The 16,152-nt window shown below is 40.8% G+C and carries 14 protein-coding genes, 2 tRNA genes and 2 rRNA genes; 5 read left to right on the top strand and 13 right to left on the bottom strand.

What is annotated here, in order from left to right:
• Positions 1-170: 170 nt before the first annotated feature.
• Entirely contained in the window at positions 171-560 is a 390-nt protein-coding gene (locus tag MHB53_RS20070) for a helix-turn-helix domain-containing protein (RefSeq protein WP_340921749.1), read from the top strand.
• A 30-nt stretch (positions 561-590) separates the two neighbouring features.
• Entirely contained in the window at positions 591-1,736 is a 1,146-nt protein-coding gene (locus tag MHB53_RS20065; protein ID WP_340921747.1) for a site-specific integrase, read from the top strand.
• 105 nt (positions 1,737-1,841) lie between these two features.
• On the opposite strand, the gene groL is transcribed toward MHB53_RS20065, so the two are convergent.
• Both groL and groES read right to left on the bottom strand, forming a co-directional pair.
• Positions 1,842-3,479, bottom strand: a complete 1,638-nt coding sequence (groL, locus tag MHB53_RS20060; protein WP_340921745.1) for a chaperonin GroEL — start codon at positions 3,477-3,479, stop codon at positions 1,842-1,844.
• Between the two features lie 119 nt (positions 3,480-3,598).
• Positions 3,599-3,883, bottom strand: coding sequence for a co-chaperone GroES (groES, locus tag MHB53_RS20055; RefSeq protein WP_340921743.1), 285 nt, complete (start codon positions 3,881-3,883; stop codon positions 3,599-3,601).
• A gap of 248 nt (positions 3,884-4,131) precedes the next feature.
• Between groES and MHB53_RS20050 the strand changes: the two genes are divergently transcribed.
• Positions 4,132-4,860, top strand: a complete 729-nt coding sequence (locus MHB53_RS20050) for a CPBP family intramembrane glutamic endopeptidase (RefSeq protein WP_340921740.1) — start codon at positions 4,132-4,134, stop codon at positions 4,858-4,860.
• Positions 4,860-5,054, top strand: coding sequence for a YdiK family protein (locus MHB53_RS20045; protein ID WP_340921738.1), 195 nt, complete (start codon positions 4,860-4,862; stop codon positions 5,052-5,054). Before MHB53_RS20050 ends, MHB53_RS20045 begins: the two co-directional genes overlap by 1 nt.
• A gap of 106 nt (positions 5,055-5,160) precedes the next feature.
• On the opposite strand, the gene tatC is transcribed toward MHB53_RS20045, so the two are convergent.
• From tatC to MHB53_RS20030, 3 genes are all read right to left on the bottom strand, one after another.
• Complete coding sequence (tatC, locus tag MHB53_RS20040) at positions 5,161-5,913, bottom strand: twin-arginine translocase subunit TatC (RefSeq protein WP_340921736.1); 753 nt, start codon at positions 5,911-5,913, stop codon at positions 5,161-5,163.
• A gap of 14 nt (positions 5,914-5,927) precedes the next feature.
• Positions 5,928-6,104 (bottom strand): twin-arginine translocase TatA/TatE family subunit, encoded by a 177-nt coding sequence (locus MHB53_RS20035; protein WP_340921734.1) that lies wholly within the window; start codon positions 6,102-6,104, stop codon positions 5,928-5,930.
• 281 nt (positions 6,105-6,385) lie between these two features.
• Positions 6,386-7,048 carry a redox-sensing transcriptional repressor Rex gene (locus MHB53_RS20030; protein WP_340921731.1) on the bottom strand — a complete coding sequence of 221 codons (663 nt, stop codon included), beginning with the start codon at positions 7,046-7,048 and terminating at the stop codon, positions 6,386-6,388.
• Positions 7,049-7,346: 298 nt separating this feature from the next.
• Here MHB53_RS20030 and MHB53_RS20025 point away from each other — a divergent pair, with 298 nt between their 5' ends.
• Positions 7,347-9,281, top strand: a complete 1,935-nt coding sequence (locus MHB53_RS20025; protein WP_340921729.1) for an ABC-F family ATP-binding cassette domain-containing protein — start codon at positions 7,347-7,349, stop codon at positions 9,279-9,281.
• Between the two features lie 358 nt (positions 9,282-9,639).
• On the opposite strand, the gene tsaD is transcribed toward MHB53_RS20025, so the two are convergent.
• The 8 genes from tsaD to MHB53_RS19985 all read right to left on the bottom strand — a co-directional run bounded on the left by tsaD (position 9,640) and on the right by MHB53_RS19985 (position 16,027).
• Positions 9,640-10,659: a tRNA (adenosine(37)-N6)-threonylcarbamoyltransferase complex transferase subunit TsaD gene (gene tsaD / locus MHB53_RS20020; protein ID WP_340921727.1), complete on the bottom strand. Its 1,020-nt coding sequence runs from the start codon at positions 10,657-10,659 to the stop codon at positions 9,640-9,642.
• Positions 10,659-11,123, bottom strand: coding sequence for a ribosomal protein S18-alanine N-acetyltransferase (gene rimI / locus MHB53_RS20015; protein ID WP_340924872.1), 465 nt, complete (start codon positions 11,121-11,123; stop codon positions 10,659-10,661). Before rimI ends, tsaD begins: the two co-directional genes overlap by 1 nt.
• On the bottom strand, positions 11,116-11,820 hold the full coding sequence (gene tsaB, locus MHB53_RS20010; protein WP_340921725.1) for a tRNA (adenosine(37)-N6)-threonylcarbamoyltransferase complex dimerization subunit type 1 TsaB: 705 nt from the start codon (positions 11,818-11,820) through the stop codon (positions 11,116-11,118). Before tsaB ends, rimI begins: the two co-directional genes overlap by 8 nt.
• Positions 11,801-12,271 (bottom strand): tRNA (adenosine(37)-N6)-threonylcarbamoyltransferase complex ATPase subunit type 1 TsaE, encoded by a 471-nt coding sequence (gene tsaE / locus MHB53_RS20005; RefSeq protein ID WP_340921723.1) that lies wholly within the window; start codon positions 12,269-12,271, stop codon positions 11,801-11,803. The genes tsaB and tsaE overlap by 20 nt, the downstream gene beginning before the upstream one ends.
• A gap of 221 nt (positions 12,272-12,492) precedes the next feature.
• A tRNA-Asp gene (locus MHB53_RS20000) sits at positions 12,493-12,568 on the bottom strand.
• Positions 12,569-12,603: 35 nt separating this feature from the next.
• A tRNA-Met gene (locus tag MHB53_RS19995) sits at positions 12,604-12,675 on the bottom strand.
• Between the two features lie 164 nt (positions 12,676-12,839).
• A 5S ribosomal RNA gene (gene rrf, locus MHB53_RS19990) occupies positions 12,840-12,955 on the bottom strand.
• A 139-nt stretch (positions 12,956-13,094) separates the two neighbouring features.
• Positions 13,095-16,027: ribosomal RNA gene (locus MHB53_RS19985) — 23S ribosomal RNA — on the bottom strand.
• Positions 16,028-16,152: the final 125 nt, after the last annotated feature.

Genomic DNA, 16,152 nt, shown 5'->3' with positions numbered 1-16,152 from the left:
TTTTTAAATGCCACACCAAAAAATATACGTGGTACTAAACCATAAACCACAAGTGGTTTGCAGTACAATCGAATGGAATACACCTGTTTATAATGTTTGTATTTAGTTAAACTTATTTATTGAAAAAATCATAAGCATACTTTATGCTTGTAATTATAGGAGGTGAAATGATGGACTCATCGATTGGACTTATTATTAGGTTAAAGCGAAAGGATTTAAAAATGACGTTAGAAGAACTATCTGCAACCACAGATATTTCAAAGTCTTATTTATCGCAGATTGAAAACAATCGGGTAAAGCAACCAAAGGCCAATACGTTACAAAAATTAGCCAGCGCATTGAAGATGGATGTCGGAGTTCTAATGAAAAAAGCAGGGTATTTGGATAATGAAGCACTTTATTTAACGCTTCCTAATATGGACTTCGTTCAAGAAAGATATGATCTTGAAAAAATACTATTGGATAATAGTGCATTAAAATTTTATAAAGGCAAGCCTTTTACAGAACGTGACATTGAAAAACTTGAATTGTTCTTAGATATGTTTTTTCTAGAAAAATGAGTAGGAACATTTAAAGGGAGGTGAAAATCAATGGCACACATCCATAAACGTGGCAACAAGTGGGCTTATGTCGTCAATAATGCGAAGTACATGGTTACAGGGGGACCACCAAAGCTAACAAAGTCAGGTTTCCGTACGAAAAAAGAAGCCCAACTTGCAGCAAACAAAGTTGAAGAAGCTCTTGCAGAAGGTAGTTTTATTCAAGAATCAAATATCACTTTTGGGAAATTCACGAACGATTGGGTGGATTATTATGCAACACAAGCTAAAATAAGTAGCGTTAGAGCACGTAGCATTGCTATGAAGCATCTTGTATCAGCTTGGGGTCATCTTCCTTTAAAAAGGATTACAAGACATATGTATCAATCCCGGAAAGAGTTTAGCCAAAACTATATCGACAGTATTCACACGACCGGTAACATGATCTTCAAACATGCAATCCGTCAAGATTTGATACGTGCAAACCCAACTGATGGATTTGTTATGCCGAAAAAACAAGTAACTGTTGAAGATATTGAAGATGAAGACATTCAAGAGAAGTTTCTTGAGTTAGATGAACTAAAAAACTTCTTAACCATCACTAAAGAACATGGACTATATATGGATTATTTATCTTTTGTCACATTGGCATATACAGGTATGCGTTTAGGCGAAATGATTGCATTGAAATGGTCTGATTTGGATTTCACAAAGAAAACAATAAGAATCACAAAGACTTACTACAACCCAAGTAATAAAAAGATAAGTTATGAACTTTTGACTCCAAAAACAAAAAAGTCTGTCCGGACAATCATGATTGACGATAGACTTATTGCTTTGTTCAAAGCACATAGGCGTGAGCAAATGGAGTTGAAAATGAAACAACGTTTGGTCTATGACGATCAGAATTTCATTTTTGCGGAAAACACGGGGCAACCAAGGGTCATGAAGCAGGTAGCTTTGCGTTTGCAACGATTGATGAAACGAATGGATACAGACAAACACATTACGGCGCATGGTTTTAGACATACGCATACTTCCCTTCTTATCGAAGCTGGAGCAGGTGTAAAAGAAATCCAAGAGCGATTAGGTCATGGCGATGTCAACACAACAATGAACATCTATGCTCATATGACCAAAAACATCGAAGAAAAGACCTCTCATAAGTTCAGTGAACTCACGAAAGGTCTTTTATAAAAACTCATTATTAATTTATTTCGATTACCGAAAGTTAGCAAAAAGTTAGCATTTCATGAATAACCTTCTCACAAACCCTTACATATCAAGGGTGGTAAGAGTTTATTACATCATGCCGCCCATTCCGCCCATGCCACCCATTCCGCTCATATCGGGCATGCCAGCGCCGCCTTCTTCTGGTTTGTCAGCTACAACTGCTTCCGTTGTAAGAAGCATAGCTGCAACAGAAGCTGCATTTTGAAGTGCATAGCGTGTAACTTTAGTTGGATCAACGATACCAGCGTCGATCATGTTAACCCACTCATCAGTAGCGGCGTTAAAGCCGATTCCGATTTCTTCTTTCTTCAAGCGCTCAACAACAACAGATCCTTCAAGACCAGCGTTGTGTGCGATTTGGCGTACAGGCTCTTCAAGTGCACGAAGAACGATCTTCACACCAGTTGCCACATCGCCTTGTGCTTCAATTGCTGCTACTTTCTTATATACATTCACAAGTGCAGTTCCACCACCGGAAACAATTCCTTCTTCGACAGCTGCACGAGTTGCGTTCAAAGCGTCTTCGATGCGAAGTTTACGCTCTTTCAATTCTGTTTCAGTTGCAGCACCAACTTGGATAACAGCTACGCCGCCAGCCAGTTTAGCTAAACGCTCCTGAAGTTTTTCAAGGTCGAACTCGGAAGTAGTATCTTCCATTTGCGCACGGATTTGGTTTACACGTCCAACAATGTTGGCAGAATCTCCAGCACCTTCAACAATAGTTGTATTTTCTTTAGTAACAACTACTTTTGAAGCACGTCCTAGTGATTCAAGTGTAGCCGATTTTAAGTCAAGTCCAAGCTCTTCAGTGATGACTTCTCCACCCGTTAGGATAGCGATATCTTCAAGCATTGCTTTACGACGGTCACCGAAGCCAGGTGCTTTAACAGCTACAGCGTTGAATGTTCCGCGTAGTTTGTTTACAACAAGTGTAGACAATGCTTCACCTTCAACATCCTCAGCGATCAGTAACAATGGCTTACCTTGTTGAACAACTTGTTCAAGTACTGGTAAGATTTCTTGGATATTTCCAATTTTCTTATCCGTAATTAAGATATATGGATCTTCAAGAACAGCTTCCATTTTGTCTGTATCCGTAACCATGTAAGCTGAAGAATAACCGCGATCGAATTGCATACCTTCTACTACATCAAGGTCTGTCGTGAATCCTTTTGATTCTTCAATCGTAATCACACCGTCGTTTCCAACGCGCTCCATTGCTTCTGCGATCAATTGACCAACTTCTTCGTCTCCTGAAGAAATAGATGCAACTTGAGCAATAGATTCTTTATCTTCGATTTGCTTAGAAATCGCTTTTAGTTCTTCAACTGCTGTAGCCACTGCTTTTTCAATCCCTTTACGAACGCCTACAGGATTAGCTCCAGCTGTTACGTTTTTCAAGCCTTCTGTGATCATTGCTTGCGCAAGAACTGTTGCAGTTGTTGTACCGTCACCAGCAACATCATTCGTTTTGCTTGCAACTTCAGAAACAAGTTTAGCACCCATGTTTTCGAATGCATCTTCTAGTTCGATTTCTTTAGCAATCGTTACACCGTCATTTGTAATAAGAGGTGAACCGAATTTTTTCTCAAGAACAACATTACGTCCTTTTGGTCCTAAAGTTACTTTAACTGCATCTGCTAACTGATCTACACCACGTAGCAGTGAACGACGTGCGTCTTCTGAGAACTTAATATCTTTTGCCATTTTAAAATGACCTCCTCATCGTTTTTGAAATTAAGAAAAACATTTGATTTAGATATAAACAGACTTCTTTTCAATAATTGTTCATCTAACTTGATGCTTTCTTTACTTTTGAAAAGTGATTATCCAATAACAGCCAATATGTCAGATTCACGTAGAATCAAGTATTCTGTTCCTTCATATTTAACTTCGGTTCCACTGTATTTAGAGAAGATAATTTTATTGCCTTCTGACACTTCAAGAGCAACACGCTCGCCGTTGTCTAAAACACGACCAGTACCTACAGCAACAATTTTACCTTCCTGTGGTTTTTCCTTAGCCGAATCTGGAAGTACAATACCGCTTGCTGTTTTTTCTTCTGCTTCTACCAGTTCAATAATAACGCGATCACCTAATGGTTTTAACAAGTGAAACAACCTCCCTAAATAAAATATGTAGTTTAATTATTAGCACTCTACCTAATCGAGTGCTAACACAATTATTATAATATTAAATTTGGGAACTTATTGCAAGTCTCCTGCTTTCTTTTCCTTAAAAACCTTTCGCCAAACTTCTACAAAGTCTGTAAAAAAGCCTTCCTAATTGAATGCACACCTGATTATTAGTAATATTAAGATTGTCTACTTATATAAGTCGGGAAGGAACATGTTATTTTATGAAAAAAAGATATATATACATCGTTATCACGTTTATATCTATGCATCTGTCCACATATATTGGATTTCCTTTGCTATTGCTCATAGGCACAAAGGTTTTCCATGCTGATCTTAACGATATGAAGGTTCTTGCAGCGGGACTTTGGGTTGTTATTAGCTTTTCGGTCGGATTGGCTATCGTGCTTTTACTTTTAAAGAAAGCAACTCCTTACACGAAAATTGAAAAGTCTAAGCCTTTATCCGCTAGCTCATCTATTAATTGGGCAATTGGCGGAATTTTCCTTGCCTTTATCTCACAAATTGCTGCTGTCTTAGTAGAACAGGTCCTTGGAATTGAAGCTGGTTCACAAAATACACAAAATATCATGAACTTGATCAGAGTTGTGCCCATGGTTGTCATTGCTAGTTCTATTTTAGGTCCAATACTAGAAGAAATCGTCTTTCGTAAAGTCATTTTCGGAACCCTTTATAATCGATTTCCTTTCTGGGTTTCAGCATTGATTAGTGCACTAATCTTTTCTTTAGCACACCAAGAGCCAAAGCATTTAATTATTTATGCGGCGATGGGCTTTACTTTCTCTTTCCTTTATGTAAAAACGGGAAGAATTATTGTTCCTATTATTTCTCATGTAGCCATGAATACAATAGTGACAATTGGACAGTTTAAATTACCAACTAATCAAGAAGTAGTAGGATTGTTGCATAGCTGGATGGGAGGTTTATTCTAATGAGGTCACCGTTATTCTCTGGATTCATATATATAGTCCTAGGAGCTATTTTTACCTTCTTTGCCATTCAACAAGTTACAGCAAATGATTGGAATATCTTCGCTTACTTACTAGTCATTCTCGCTACCTTTGATTTCGGGGCGGGGTTTCGATTACTTTCTATACACTTCAAATTAAAAAAGGTGAAAAAATAAGAGACTTTAAGCGAAAGTCTCTTTTTTTTCTTTGAAGTATGCATTTATCATCATGTCTAGATATTAAGACACTTTCCATCTTTTCTAAACCACGGTTCTTCTTTTATCATTTATTCTGCTTGTGTTCGTACTTTTTTTCCGCAGCTTGCGCTTTTTTATATCCAATTTTCGAAATCCATATACTAATTTCATATAAGATAAAGAGCGGTACGGTTACCAATAAATGCGATACGATATCAGGTGGTGTAATAAATGCAGCAATCACAAATAAGATAAAGTATGCATATTTTCTAATTTTCGACAAAAAAGATGGTGTGACAATTCCCAACCTTGCTAAAAACAGTAAGACAACTGGCAATTGGAATAGTATGCCAAATGGAATTGTAATTTGGAATAAAAATTGAAAATACTCATTAATTCCGATTGTCGTTTGGATATCCATATTCCCCGAAAGCGTAAGCATGAATTGGATGACAAATGGAAACAAAATGAAGTAAGCAAAAGAGATACCCAATAAAAATAAAAACACGGAAACAGGGATATATCCTAGTGTTACTTTACGTTCCTTTTCATGAAGCCCCGGGCTAATAAATGCCCACAACTGATATAAAATCAGCGGTGAAGTAATGATGAATGCAAGTAAAAGTGCCATTTGCATATATACTTTAAATGGATCTGTGATTCGAAATGCATTCATCGTTAAATCTTGCACAATATCCGCACTTTGTATGATTTTAATTAGTGGCTGTGCAAGGAAAAATCCGCCGATCACTGCAAACATTAAGAAAACGACTATAATGATCAGCCGTTTTCTTAATTCTTCTATATGGTCATAAATCGTCATATCATTCTGACTCATAATATGTCATCCTATCATTGGTCGGCGTCTTGCTTCTTCTCTTTTTCATCTTCATCAGCAAGTCCCTTTGTCGCGTTCTTAAACTCACGTAATGTATTACCCGCTGCTTTTCCAAGCTCTGGCAATTTCTTAGGTCCAAAAATCAATAAAGCAACAAGTGCAATTAAAATCCAACTACCCGGTCCTGGCATTGCGCCCACCTCCTTATAGTACGTGTTCAAAAAGGTGCCAAATAAGAAACAAGAAGTTCGAGGCGAGAAGGTTTTGAGGATCTGACTTGCACAGGATGTGCTGACTTCTGTGTTGCTCACAGGACGTGAGCGAGCTTAACAGAAGATCCTTCCTGTAGCTACGTGAGAACCGGAAAAACCGAGCAACGAAGAAATTCGCCGTTTATCATTTGGTGACTTTTTGAACATCCTCTTATTGTTTATTTTAACGGATTGATCCTAACTTAGCTATTCTAATTACCCTATTCCTGTGAAATTTCCGTGTCTGTATCGGCGTAATTTTTCAAAAAGTAAATAAGTGACTGTAGCTCCACAGCTAGGTCAATATGGTGAACACGAACGGAAGATGGAACTGTAAGCCTTGCAGGTGTGAAATTTAATATTCCTTTCACATTGGCTTTTTCCAATTCATCAGTGATTTGCTGAGCGGCATTCGCAGGTACTGTCAAAATCACGACCGAAATATCATCCTCTTGAAGACGTTCCTTGAGTTCTCGCATATCATATATTGGTACCTCACCCATCATTGTACCCACTTTGTCCGAATCCACTTCAAACGCCATCGTAATCTTCGTATTATTGTTTTTGAGGAAATTATAATTTAAAAAAGCTGTTCCCAGATTTCCAACCCCAATTAACGCAACTTTTGTTAACTCATCTTGGTCCAACGTTTTGGAAAAGAAATTTAACAGATAATTCACATTATACCCATATCCTTTTTTTCCCAGCGCGCCAAAATAAGAAAAATCTCTACGAATCGTGGCGGAATCTACTTTTACTGCTTCGCTTAACTCCGCGGATGAAACACGTTGCTTGCCAGATGCATGAAGGTTTTTAATAAATCTATAATAAAGTGGTAACCGCTTTGCCGTTGCATGTGGAATTTTAACTGTTTCTTCGCTCATTTATTTGTCCCCCTTACCACTTCCGCTTTCGCGTTGAAAATTATTACTTGATACCCCACCTGTTTTTTCTATAAGTAAAGTAGGCCCCATCCTGTCCGAACAGTTTCAGGTTTCCCACTAACATCTCCATTTTCGCCCGACCATCTTCATTAAAATGCGTCAATTTATTCACAACCAACACCTCTTCACTATAATACACTATTTCAATCGAACTGTCTTTTTTGCAAAACAAAATAGAGGAAGATTGCCGTAATTAGTGAATATGCGTTAAACTAGGTAGTACTTGAGGTGAATTAACATGATGTTATTACAAATACAACAATTGACAAAATACTTTGGTGCAGAGTTAATTTTATCGAATATAAAATTAGAAATACAATCAAAAGATCGAATCGCACTTGTCGGTAGAAACGGCGCTGGAAAATCAACGCTATTAAAAATGATTGCAGGTCATTTATCGTATGATTCCGGACAAATAGTCAGGCCAAAAGATGTATCGATTGGTTATTTAGCACAAAATACCGGACTCGAATCAACACTAACCATCTGGGATGAAATGCTTACCGTTTTTACTGATTTAATGAAGATGGAAACAGAAATCAGAAAAATCGAGCAAGAATTATCAGATCCCACCAGCTATAAACAGGAAGATAAATATGAACGGCTTTTACATGATTATGACCAACTACAAGTTACATTCAAAGATAGTGGTGGATATCAATATGAATCAGACATTCGATCCGTTTTGCATGGATTACGATTTTATGAACAAGATTATGATACTTTAATTTCAACTTTAAGTGGTGGCCAGAAGACACGTCTCGCACTAGCAAAGCTATTACTTACAAAACCAGATATTCTCATCCTAGATGAACCTACCAATCACCTGGATATTGAAACCCTATCTTGGTTAGAGCAATATTTACAAGGCTACGCAGGCGCTATCCTAATCGTATCGCATGACAGGTATTTTTTAGATAAAGTCGTGAACCAAGTGTACGAGCTCTCAAGACATGAAATGATAAAATTCCATGGTAATTACAGCAAATATTTAATCCATAAAGCTGAAACATATGAACGTGAGATGAAACAATTTGAGAAGCAACAAGGAGAGGTTTCGAAACTGCAAGATTTTATCCAGCGGAATTTGGCACGTGCATCCACAACCAAAAGAGCACAGAGTCGCCGTAAACAGCTAGATAAAATCCAGCTTTTAGATAAGCCGACCAGCGGTGAAAAATCTGCTAACTTCTCATTCGGAATAGACCGTCCCAGTGGAAATGATGTCTTAAAAATAACAGACGCAGGAATTGGCTATGAAAAAGATAATATGCTCTCGGAAAATATTAATGTTAATATTTCTCGGAAAGATAGCATTGCGTTAGTTGGTCCAAATGGTGTTGGCAAATCTACTTTATTAAAAACGATCATTAAAAAATTATCTTTGCTAGAAGGTTCGCTAGCATTTGGTACAAATGTAGAGGTTGGATATTACGACCAGCAGCAAGCAGAGCTCTCATCTAATAAAACAGTGCTTCAAGAACTATGGGATCTTTATCCGCATAAAGAGGAGAAGGAAATTAGAACTGTTCTTGGCAATTTTTTATTTAGTGGTGATGATGTACAAAAAACAGTGTCCATGCTAAGTGGTGGTGAAAAGTCCCGCGTTGCACTTGCTATCCTGATGTTACAAGAGGCAAACTTTTTAATCCTTGATGAGCCGACAAACCATTTAGACTTAGATAGCAAAGAAGTACTTGAAAACGCACTTATAGACTATCCAGGAACTATTTTATTCGTATCGCATGACCGTTATTTTATTAATAGACTTGCAACAAAAGTCATCGAGCTTTCTAAAAATGGCACGCAGGAGTACTTAGGAGACTATAATTATTACGTGGAGAAAAAAGAAGAAATGCTCGAACTTGCTAGACTTGAAGCAGAAGAAAAGTCATTACATGTTCAGACAATAATAAATTCTAATAAAGATTCTTATCAACAGGATAAGGAATTAAAAAAGTTAGAAAGGCAACGAAAGAGACGTGTGGAGGACATTGAAAGCTTGTTAGCTGATTTGGAAGCGGAAGTGGCCAATAAAGAGGAGCTATTATGTCTACCAGATGTTTTCGAAGACCATGAGCGTGTATTAGAAATCAATCACAGCTTAGAGAATTTACATGCACAAATTAATCAGCTTTTGGAAGAATGGACAGAACTATCAGAACTACTTTAAGAAAAATGGACAAGTAAAATATTGGAAAGTCAGACAATTCCGATGTGAACCTCTACTAGATAGTTTCTCTAGACATGAAAAATGCCCTTTATGGGTGTTTTTCTTTTCCACAGGGTTATCAACATTATTAACAGTGTTTTAATAATGTTTTCTGTTGTTTTCCACATTACTCACAATTAGATAGTTAGTTATACACATTACCCACAACTTATAAACATAGTAATACCAATAAAAAAGTGGATTACCAATATTATTCACAATTTTATCCACAAACTGTTTTTTATAAAAACTTAGCGGAATATACACAACATATACAGATGTGCATATTCATACGAAAAACTCCGGTTGTCCCGGAGTTTTATCCCATTTCTATATCTAGACCTGGATTGGCATTCATATCTGATTTACTTCTTTTTCCTAACTGATAGGACATACTCCCCGCCGCTGCTATCATAGCTGCATTATCCGTGCATAAGTGTAACGGTGGAATAACAAGCTCCATATTAGGTAATTCAGCAAATGCAGCAGTTAATGATGCCCGTAGTCCTTTATTAGCTGCCACTCCGCCTGCAAGCAAGACTTGATTTACTCCATATTGCTTAGCAGCACGAACAGCTTTTTCCGTCAGGACATCAATTACACTCGCTTGAAAACTTGCGGCTAAATCTTCAGGGGAGATTTTTTCCCCACGCTGCTCCGCATTATGGAGGGTATTAATCACAGCTGACTTCAAACCACTAAAGCTAAAATCATATGATCCTTCTTCTAGCCATGCTCTAGGAAGTTTTAATACTGGATTGCCTTCATGTGCTAATTTATCAATATGTGGCCCACCTGGGTATGGTAACTGTAGTGTGCGCGCAACTTTGTCGTAGGCCTCACCAGCTGCGTCATCACGCGTTTCTCCAATCACTCTAAATGATCCATGCTTTTCCATCAATATTAGCTCTGTATGTCCACCAGAAACCACTAAAGCGAGCAAGGGAAACTTCATTTCTGTAATTAACCTATTTGCATAAATATGACCGGCAATATGATGTACACCTACTAAAGGAATTTGGTGGGCAAAAGCTATTGCTTTCGCTGCACTAACTCCTACAAGTAATGCACCTACAAGACCAGGACCCTCTGTTACAGCAATGGCATCAATATCATTAAATGTTACATTAGCATGATTTAAAGCCTCTTCCATGACAAGCGTGATTTGTTCTACATGATGCCTAGAAGCAAGCTCGGGCACTACGCCGCCAAATCGCTTATGACTTTCAATTTGGGATGCAACAACATTGGATAGTATATCTTTTCCATTTTTCACAACAGATGCGGCCGTTTCATCACAGCTTGTTTCAATCCCCATTACGATTAATTCTTTTTCCATCATAAATTCACCCACATTACTAAAGCATCTTCATAGTTATCCGTATAGTAATTCTTGCGAATACCGCCTTCTTGAAAGCCTAGTTTTTTATACAGAGACTTTGCAGGTTTATTGCTAACTCTCACTTCAAGCGACATTGTTTCCGCCCCTGCTTCCTTGGCAAGGAACATAACTTTCCGTAGCAGCGCTTCACCGAGCTTATATCCTCGAAATTGTGGAAGAAGGGCGATATTCGTAATATGTGCCTCATCCATTACTAGCCACATACCGCAATAACCAGCAACCTCCCAATTACACTCAACCATGATATAAACGGCAAAGCGATTATGAACAATATCATTATAAAAAGCTTCTTCAGGCCAAGGAACTGTGAAGGACTGTTGCTCTATTTCCACAAGTCGATCAATATCTAATTCAGTTGCACGTTTAAATGATATATCATATATACTTGGAGTTTTATTCATCATTTTCTCTCTCCTGCTTTTCCAACCACTTTGCCTCAGCTTCTACAAGTCGGATATAATTAGGAGTAAAGGAATGTATATCTTCAGCTGGCAAATCCATACCAAGTTTCCCAAGTTCACTGGGGCGTGGATTACATTCAGTAACTTCGGCAAAATGAGCAAACTCTAATAACTCCGATTGAAAAATTTCCTGATGAATTGGTACATCATTTCCAATAAAAAGAACAGGCTCCTGTAAATCCTTTAGCTCCGTTGCCCAATCTACTGCTAACATATTTCGATCTGGTCGAATCGCTTCGAGAATCCCTTGATTATAACGATAAAGACCGGTATAAATCAATCCTCTTCTTGCATCAAATAAAGGAGAAATATACCCTTTGAAAAAACGCGGAGTTGCGGCTAGAACTGCGAGACTTGATACACCAACCAATGGAATACCTAGACTCCATGCAAGAGATTTTGCAACAGTTACACCAATTCGGACCCCTGTATATGACCCCGGCCCTTGAGCAACAACAATTTTATCTATTTCAGCCGGAGTAGTCTCACAATCTGAAAGAAACTGCTCAATTGCTGGCATCAGTCGAACACTGTGGTTCTTTTTCAAATTCGTAATATACTCTCCAATAATAACCTTTTCACTTAACATTGCGATACCCAGTACCTCGTTAGACGTATCAATCGCTAGAATTTTCATCCCATAACTCCTTACATAAGACTTCGTATCTTACACCTACCGGCTTAAATAATAATTTTCTATGATCATCTCCTGCATGATGCAAATAGATGGTCAAGTGCTCTTCCGGGAGCTGTTCTGCAATTAACTGGGCCCATTCAACCACTGTGACACCATCACCATAAAAATATTCATCAAGCCCAAGATCTTCATACGAATCTGCTACCCGATAAACATCCATATGATAAAGAGGTAGTCTTCCCATATACTCTTTTATGATTGTAAAGGTTGGACTGTTCACATTTCTTTTTATATTTAATCCGTCAGCAAGACCTTTAGTAAACGTTGTTTTACCTGCGCCAAGATCTCCTTCAAGTAAAACCACATCACCTTTTTGAAGCAGATTCCCTAGCTTTTTTGCGATAGCATGAGTTTCGCTCGAATTACTAGACAATTTATCAAATGTTTGCATGAAAATCTCCTTCTTATTTACCATATAAACAGTGTACATGATATGAAAAAAATGAGCAAAAAAATGAAAACAAAGATCACCCTTAAGTGGCGTATTCCCATGAATCGAATTGGAACATCAACAAATGGTATATATCCAGAATAACAGCCTAATAAAGAGATTTCTTTCTTTAAATGCAAAAAAACGAAACCAAGTTTCGTTTTGAGTTATAAATAGTATTATGGCGGTCCCGACGGGAATCGAACCCGCGATCTCCTGCGTGACAGGCAGGCATGTTAACCGCTACACCACGGGACCTTAGTGGCATAGCATTATGCCTTGAGTAAAAATGATTGCGGGGGTAGGATTTGAACCTACGACCTTCGGGTTATGAGCCCGACGAGCTACCACTGCTCCACCCCGCGACGATTAAACGATTGTTTCCCAACTAGCAACATCTTTTATTATAACCCGCTGGCTTTTAAATAGCAAGCTTTATATATCTTAATTTGTGTAAGCTTTCAATTGTTAACGATACACACTTTATAAAAAAATACGACACAATTTGAATTGTGTCGTATTTAGATATGCCTGGCAACGTCCTGCTCTTGCAGGGGGAAACCCCCAACTACCATCGGCGCTGAAGAGCTTAACTACCGTGTTCGAGATGGGAACGGGTGTGACCTCTTCGCTATCGCCACCAGACTTGCACACGGATGTGCTGACTTCTGTGTTGCCACATGACGTGGCGATCTTAACAGAAGATCATTGAAAAGAACTTTTCATTCTTTCAAAACCAGATAAATGAGAAGGTAAACGTGTGAAACATCGATTTAATTCATATTTGATTAAGTCCTCGATCGATTAGTATCCGTCAGCTCCATGTGTCACCACACTTCCACGCCGGACCTATCAACCTGATCATCTTTCAGGGATCTTACTAGCTTGCGCTATGGGAAATCTCATCTTGAGGGGGGCTTCATGCTTAGATGCTTTCAGCACTTATCCCTGCCGCACATAGCTACCCAGCGATGCTCCTGGCGGAACAACTGGTACACCAGCGGTGCGTCCATCCCGGTCCTCTCGTACTAAGGACAGCTCCTCTCAAATTTCCTGCGCCCACGACGGATAGGGACCGAACTGTCTCACGACGTTCTGAACCCAGCTCGCGTACCGCTTTAATGGGCGAACAGCCCAACCCTTGGGACCGACTACAGCCCCAGGATGCGATGAGCCGACATCGAGGTGCCAAACCTCCCCGTCGATGTGAACTCTTGGGGGAGATAAGCCTGTTATCCCCGGGGTAGCTTTTATCCGTTGAGCGATGGCCCTTCCATGCGGAACCACCGGATCACTAAGCCCGACTTTCGTCCCTGCTCGACTTGTAGGTCTCGCAGTCAAGCTCCCTTGTGCCTTTACACTCTGCGAATGATTTCCAACCATTCTGAGGGAACCTTTGGGCGCCTCCGTTACTCTTTAGGAGGCGACCGCCCCAGTCAAACTGCCTGCCAGACACTGTCTCCCAGCCGGATCACGGCTGCGGGTTAGAATGTCAGTACAGCAAGGGTAGTATCCCACCAGTGCCTCCACCGAAGCTAGCGCTCCGGTTTCTACGGCTCCTACCTATCCTGTACAAGCTGCACCAACATTCAATATCAGGCTGCAGTAAAGCTCCACGGGGTCTTTCCGTCCTGTCGCGGGTAACCTGCATCTTCACAGGTACTATAATTTCACCGAGTCTCTCGTTGAGACAGTGCCCAGATCGTTGCGCCTTTCGTGCGGGTCGGAACTTACCCGACAAGGAATTTCGCTACCTTAGGACCGTTATAGTTACGGCCGCCGTTTACTGGGGCTTCAATTCGCACCTTCGACCGAAGTCTAAGCGCTCCTCTTAACCTTCCAGCACCGGGCAGGCGTCAGCCCCTATACTTCGCCTTGCGGCTTCGCAGAGACCTGTGTTTTTGCTAAACAGTCGCCTGGGCCTATTCACTGCGGCTCATCTGGGCTATTCACCCAAATGAGCACCCCTTCTCCCGAAGTTACGGGGTGATTTTGCCGAGTTCCTTAACGAGAGTTCTCTCGATCACCTTAGGATTCTCTCCTCGCCTACCTGTGTCGGTTTGCGGTACGGGCACCTATTTCCTCGCTAGAGGCTTTTCTTGGCAGTGTGGAATCAGGAACTTCGGTACTAAATTTCCCTCGCCATCACAGCTCAGCCTTAGAGTGAAGGATTTACCTCCACTCCAGCCTACCTGCTTGGACGCGCATATCCAGCAGCGCGCTTACCTTATCCTCCTGCGTCCCCCCATTACTCAAACGGAAATAAGGTGGTACAGGAATATCAACCTGTTATCCATCGCCTACGCCTTTCGGCCTCGGCTTAGGCCCCGACTAACCCTGAGCGGACGAGCCTTCCTCAGGAAACCTTGGGCATTCGGTGGAAGGGATTCTCACCCTTCTTTCGCTACTCATACCGGCATTCTCACTTCTAAGCGCTCCACTAGTCCTTCCGGTCTAGCTTCACAGCCCTTAGAACGCTCTCCTACCATTGACACCAGAGGTGTCAATCCGCAGCTTCGGTGATACGTTTAGCCCCGGTACATTTTCGGCGCAGAGTCACTCGACCAGTGAGCTATTACGCACTCTTTAAATGATGGCTGCTTCTGAGCCAACATCCTGGTTGTCTAAGCAACTCCACATCCTTTTCCACTTAACGTATACTTTGGGACCTTAGCTGGCGGTCTGGGTTGTTTCCCTCTCGACTACGGATCTTATCACTCGCAGTCTGACTCCCATGGATAAGTCTTTGGCATTCGGAGTTTGTCTGAATTCGGTAACCCGTTGAGGGCCCCTAGTCCAAACAGTGCTCTACCTCCAAGACTCTAACCATGAGGCTAGCCCTAAAGCTATTTCGGAGAGAACCAGCTATCTCCAGGTTCGATTGGAATTTCACCGCTACCCACACCTCATCCCCGCACTTTTCAACGTACGTGGGTTCGGGCCTCCAGTAAGTGTTACCTTACCTTCACCCTGGACATGGGTAGATCACCTGGTTTCGGGTCTACGACCTCATACTTATTCGCCCTATTCAGACTCGCTTTCGCTGCGGCTCCGTCTCTTCAACTTAACCTTGCATGAAATCGTAACTCGCCGGTTCATTCTACAAAAGGCACGCCATCACGCATTAACGCGCTCTGACTACTTGTAGGCACATGGTTTCAGGATCTATTTCACTCCCCTTCCGGGGTGCTTTTCACCTTTCCCTCACGGTACTGGTTCACTATCGGTCACTAGGGAGTATTTAGCCTTGGGAGATGGTCCTCCCAGATTCCGACGGGATTTCTCGTGTCCCGCCGTACTCAGGATCCACTCTGGAGGGAACGAAGTTTCGATTACAGGGCTGTTACCTTCTCTGGCGGGCCTTTCCAGGCCTCTTCGTCTACCCCGTTCCTTTGTAACTCCGTATAGAGTGTCCTACAACCCCAAGAGGCAAGCCTCTTGGTTTGGGCTTTTCCCGTTTCGCTCGCCGCTACTCAGGGAATCGATGTTTCTTTCTCTTCCTCCGGGTACTTAGATGTTTCAGTTCCCCGGGTCTGCCTTCTATTTCCTATGTATTCAGAAATAGATACTACTCCATTACGAGCAGTGGGTTTCCCCATTCGGAAATCTTCGGATATAACGCTTGCTTACAGCTCCCCGAAGCATATCGGTGTTAGTCCCGTCCTTCATCGGCTCCTAGTGCCAAGGCATCCACCATGCGCCCTTTCTAACTTAATCATTTGGTCCATGATAAGCGATGCATTGCTGCGTCAGCTTCTCATTGCCTGATCATAAAAAAGGTCATACATACTTACGGATACAATCCATAAGGTGATGTTTCTCGGTTTATTGCTTCTCATTTT

It is taken from the genome of Bacillus sp. FSL K6-3431 (genome assembly GCF_038002605.1).
Taxonomy (GTDB): domain Bacteria; phylum Bacillota; class Bacilli; order Bacillales; family Bacillaceae_C; genus Lederbergia.
Note: the sequence above shows the minus strand (reverse complement) of the source record. Positions and strands in the feature narration are given on the sequence as shown.

Bases quoted from the DNA above. Each gene is read 5' to 3' on its own strand.
- MHB53_RS20070 (WP_340921749.1), top strand. From the start codon at position 171: ATGGACTCATCGATTGGACTTATTATTAGGTTAAAGCGAAAGGATTTA.
- MHB53_RS20065 (WP_340921747.1), top strand. From the start codon at position 591: ATGGCACACATCCATAAACGTGGCAACAAGTGGGCTTATGTCGTCAAT.
- groL (WP_340921745.1), bottom strand. From the start codon at position 3,479: ATGGCAAAAGATATTAAGTTCTCAGAAGACGCACGTCGTTCACTGCTA.
- MHB53_RS20050 (WP_340921740.1), top strand. From the start codon at position 4,132: ATGAAAAAAAGATATATATACATCGTTATCACGTTTATATCTATGCAT.
- MHB53_RS20045 (WP_340921738.1), top strand. From the start codon at position 4,860: ATGAGGTCACCGTTATTCTCTGGATTCATATATATAGTCCTAGGAGCT.
- tatC (WP_340921736.1), bottom strand. From the start codon at position 5,913: ATGAGTCAGAATGATATGACGATTTATGACCATATAGAAGAATTAAGA.
- MHB53_RS20035 (WP_340921734.1), bottom strand. From the start codon at position 6,104: ATGCCAGGACCGGGTAGTTGGATTTTAATTGCACTTGTTGCTTTATTG.
- MHB53_RS20030 (WP_340921731.1), bottom strand. From the start codon at position 7,048: ATGAGCGAAGAAACAGTTAAAATTCCACATGCAACGGCAAAGCGGTTA.
- MHB53_RS20025 (WP_340921729.1), top strand. From the start codon at position 7,347: ATGATGTTATTACAAATACAACAATTGACAAAATACTTTGGTGCAGAG.
- tsaD (WP_340921727.1), bottom strand. From the start codon at position 10,659: ATGGAAAAAGAATTAATCGTAATGGGGATTGAAACAAGCTGTGATGAA.
- rimI (WP_340924872.1), bottom strand. From the start codon at position 11,123: ATGAATAAAACTCCAAGTATATATGATATATCATTTAAACGTGCAACT.
- tsaB (WP_340921725.1), bottom strand. From the start codon at position 11,820: ATGAAAATTCTAGCGATTGATACGTCTAACGAGGTACTGGGTATCGCA.
- tsaE (WP_340921723.1), bottom strand. From the start codon at position 12,271: ATGCAAACATTTGATAAATTGTCTAGTAATTCGAGCGAAACTCATGCT.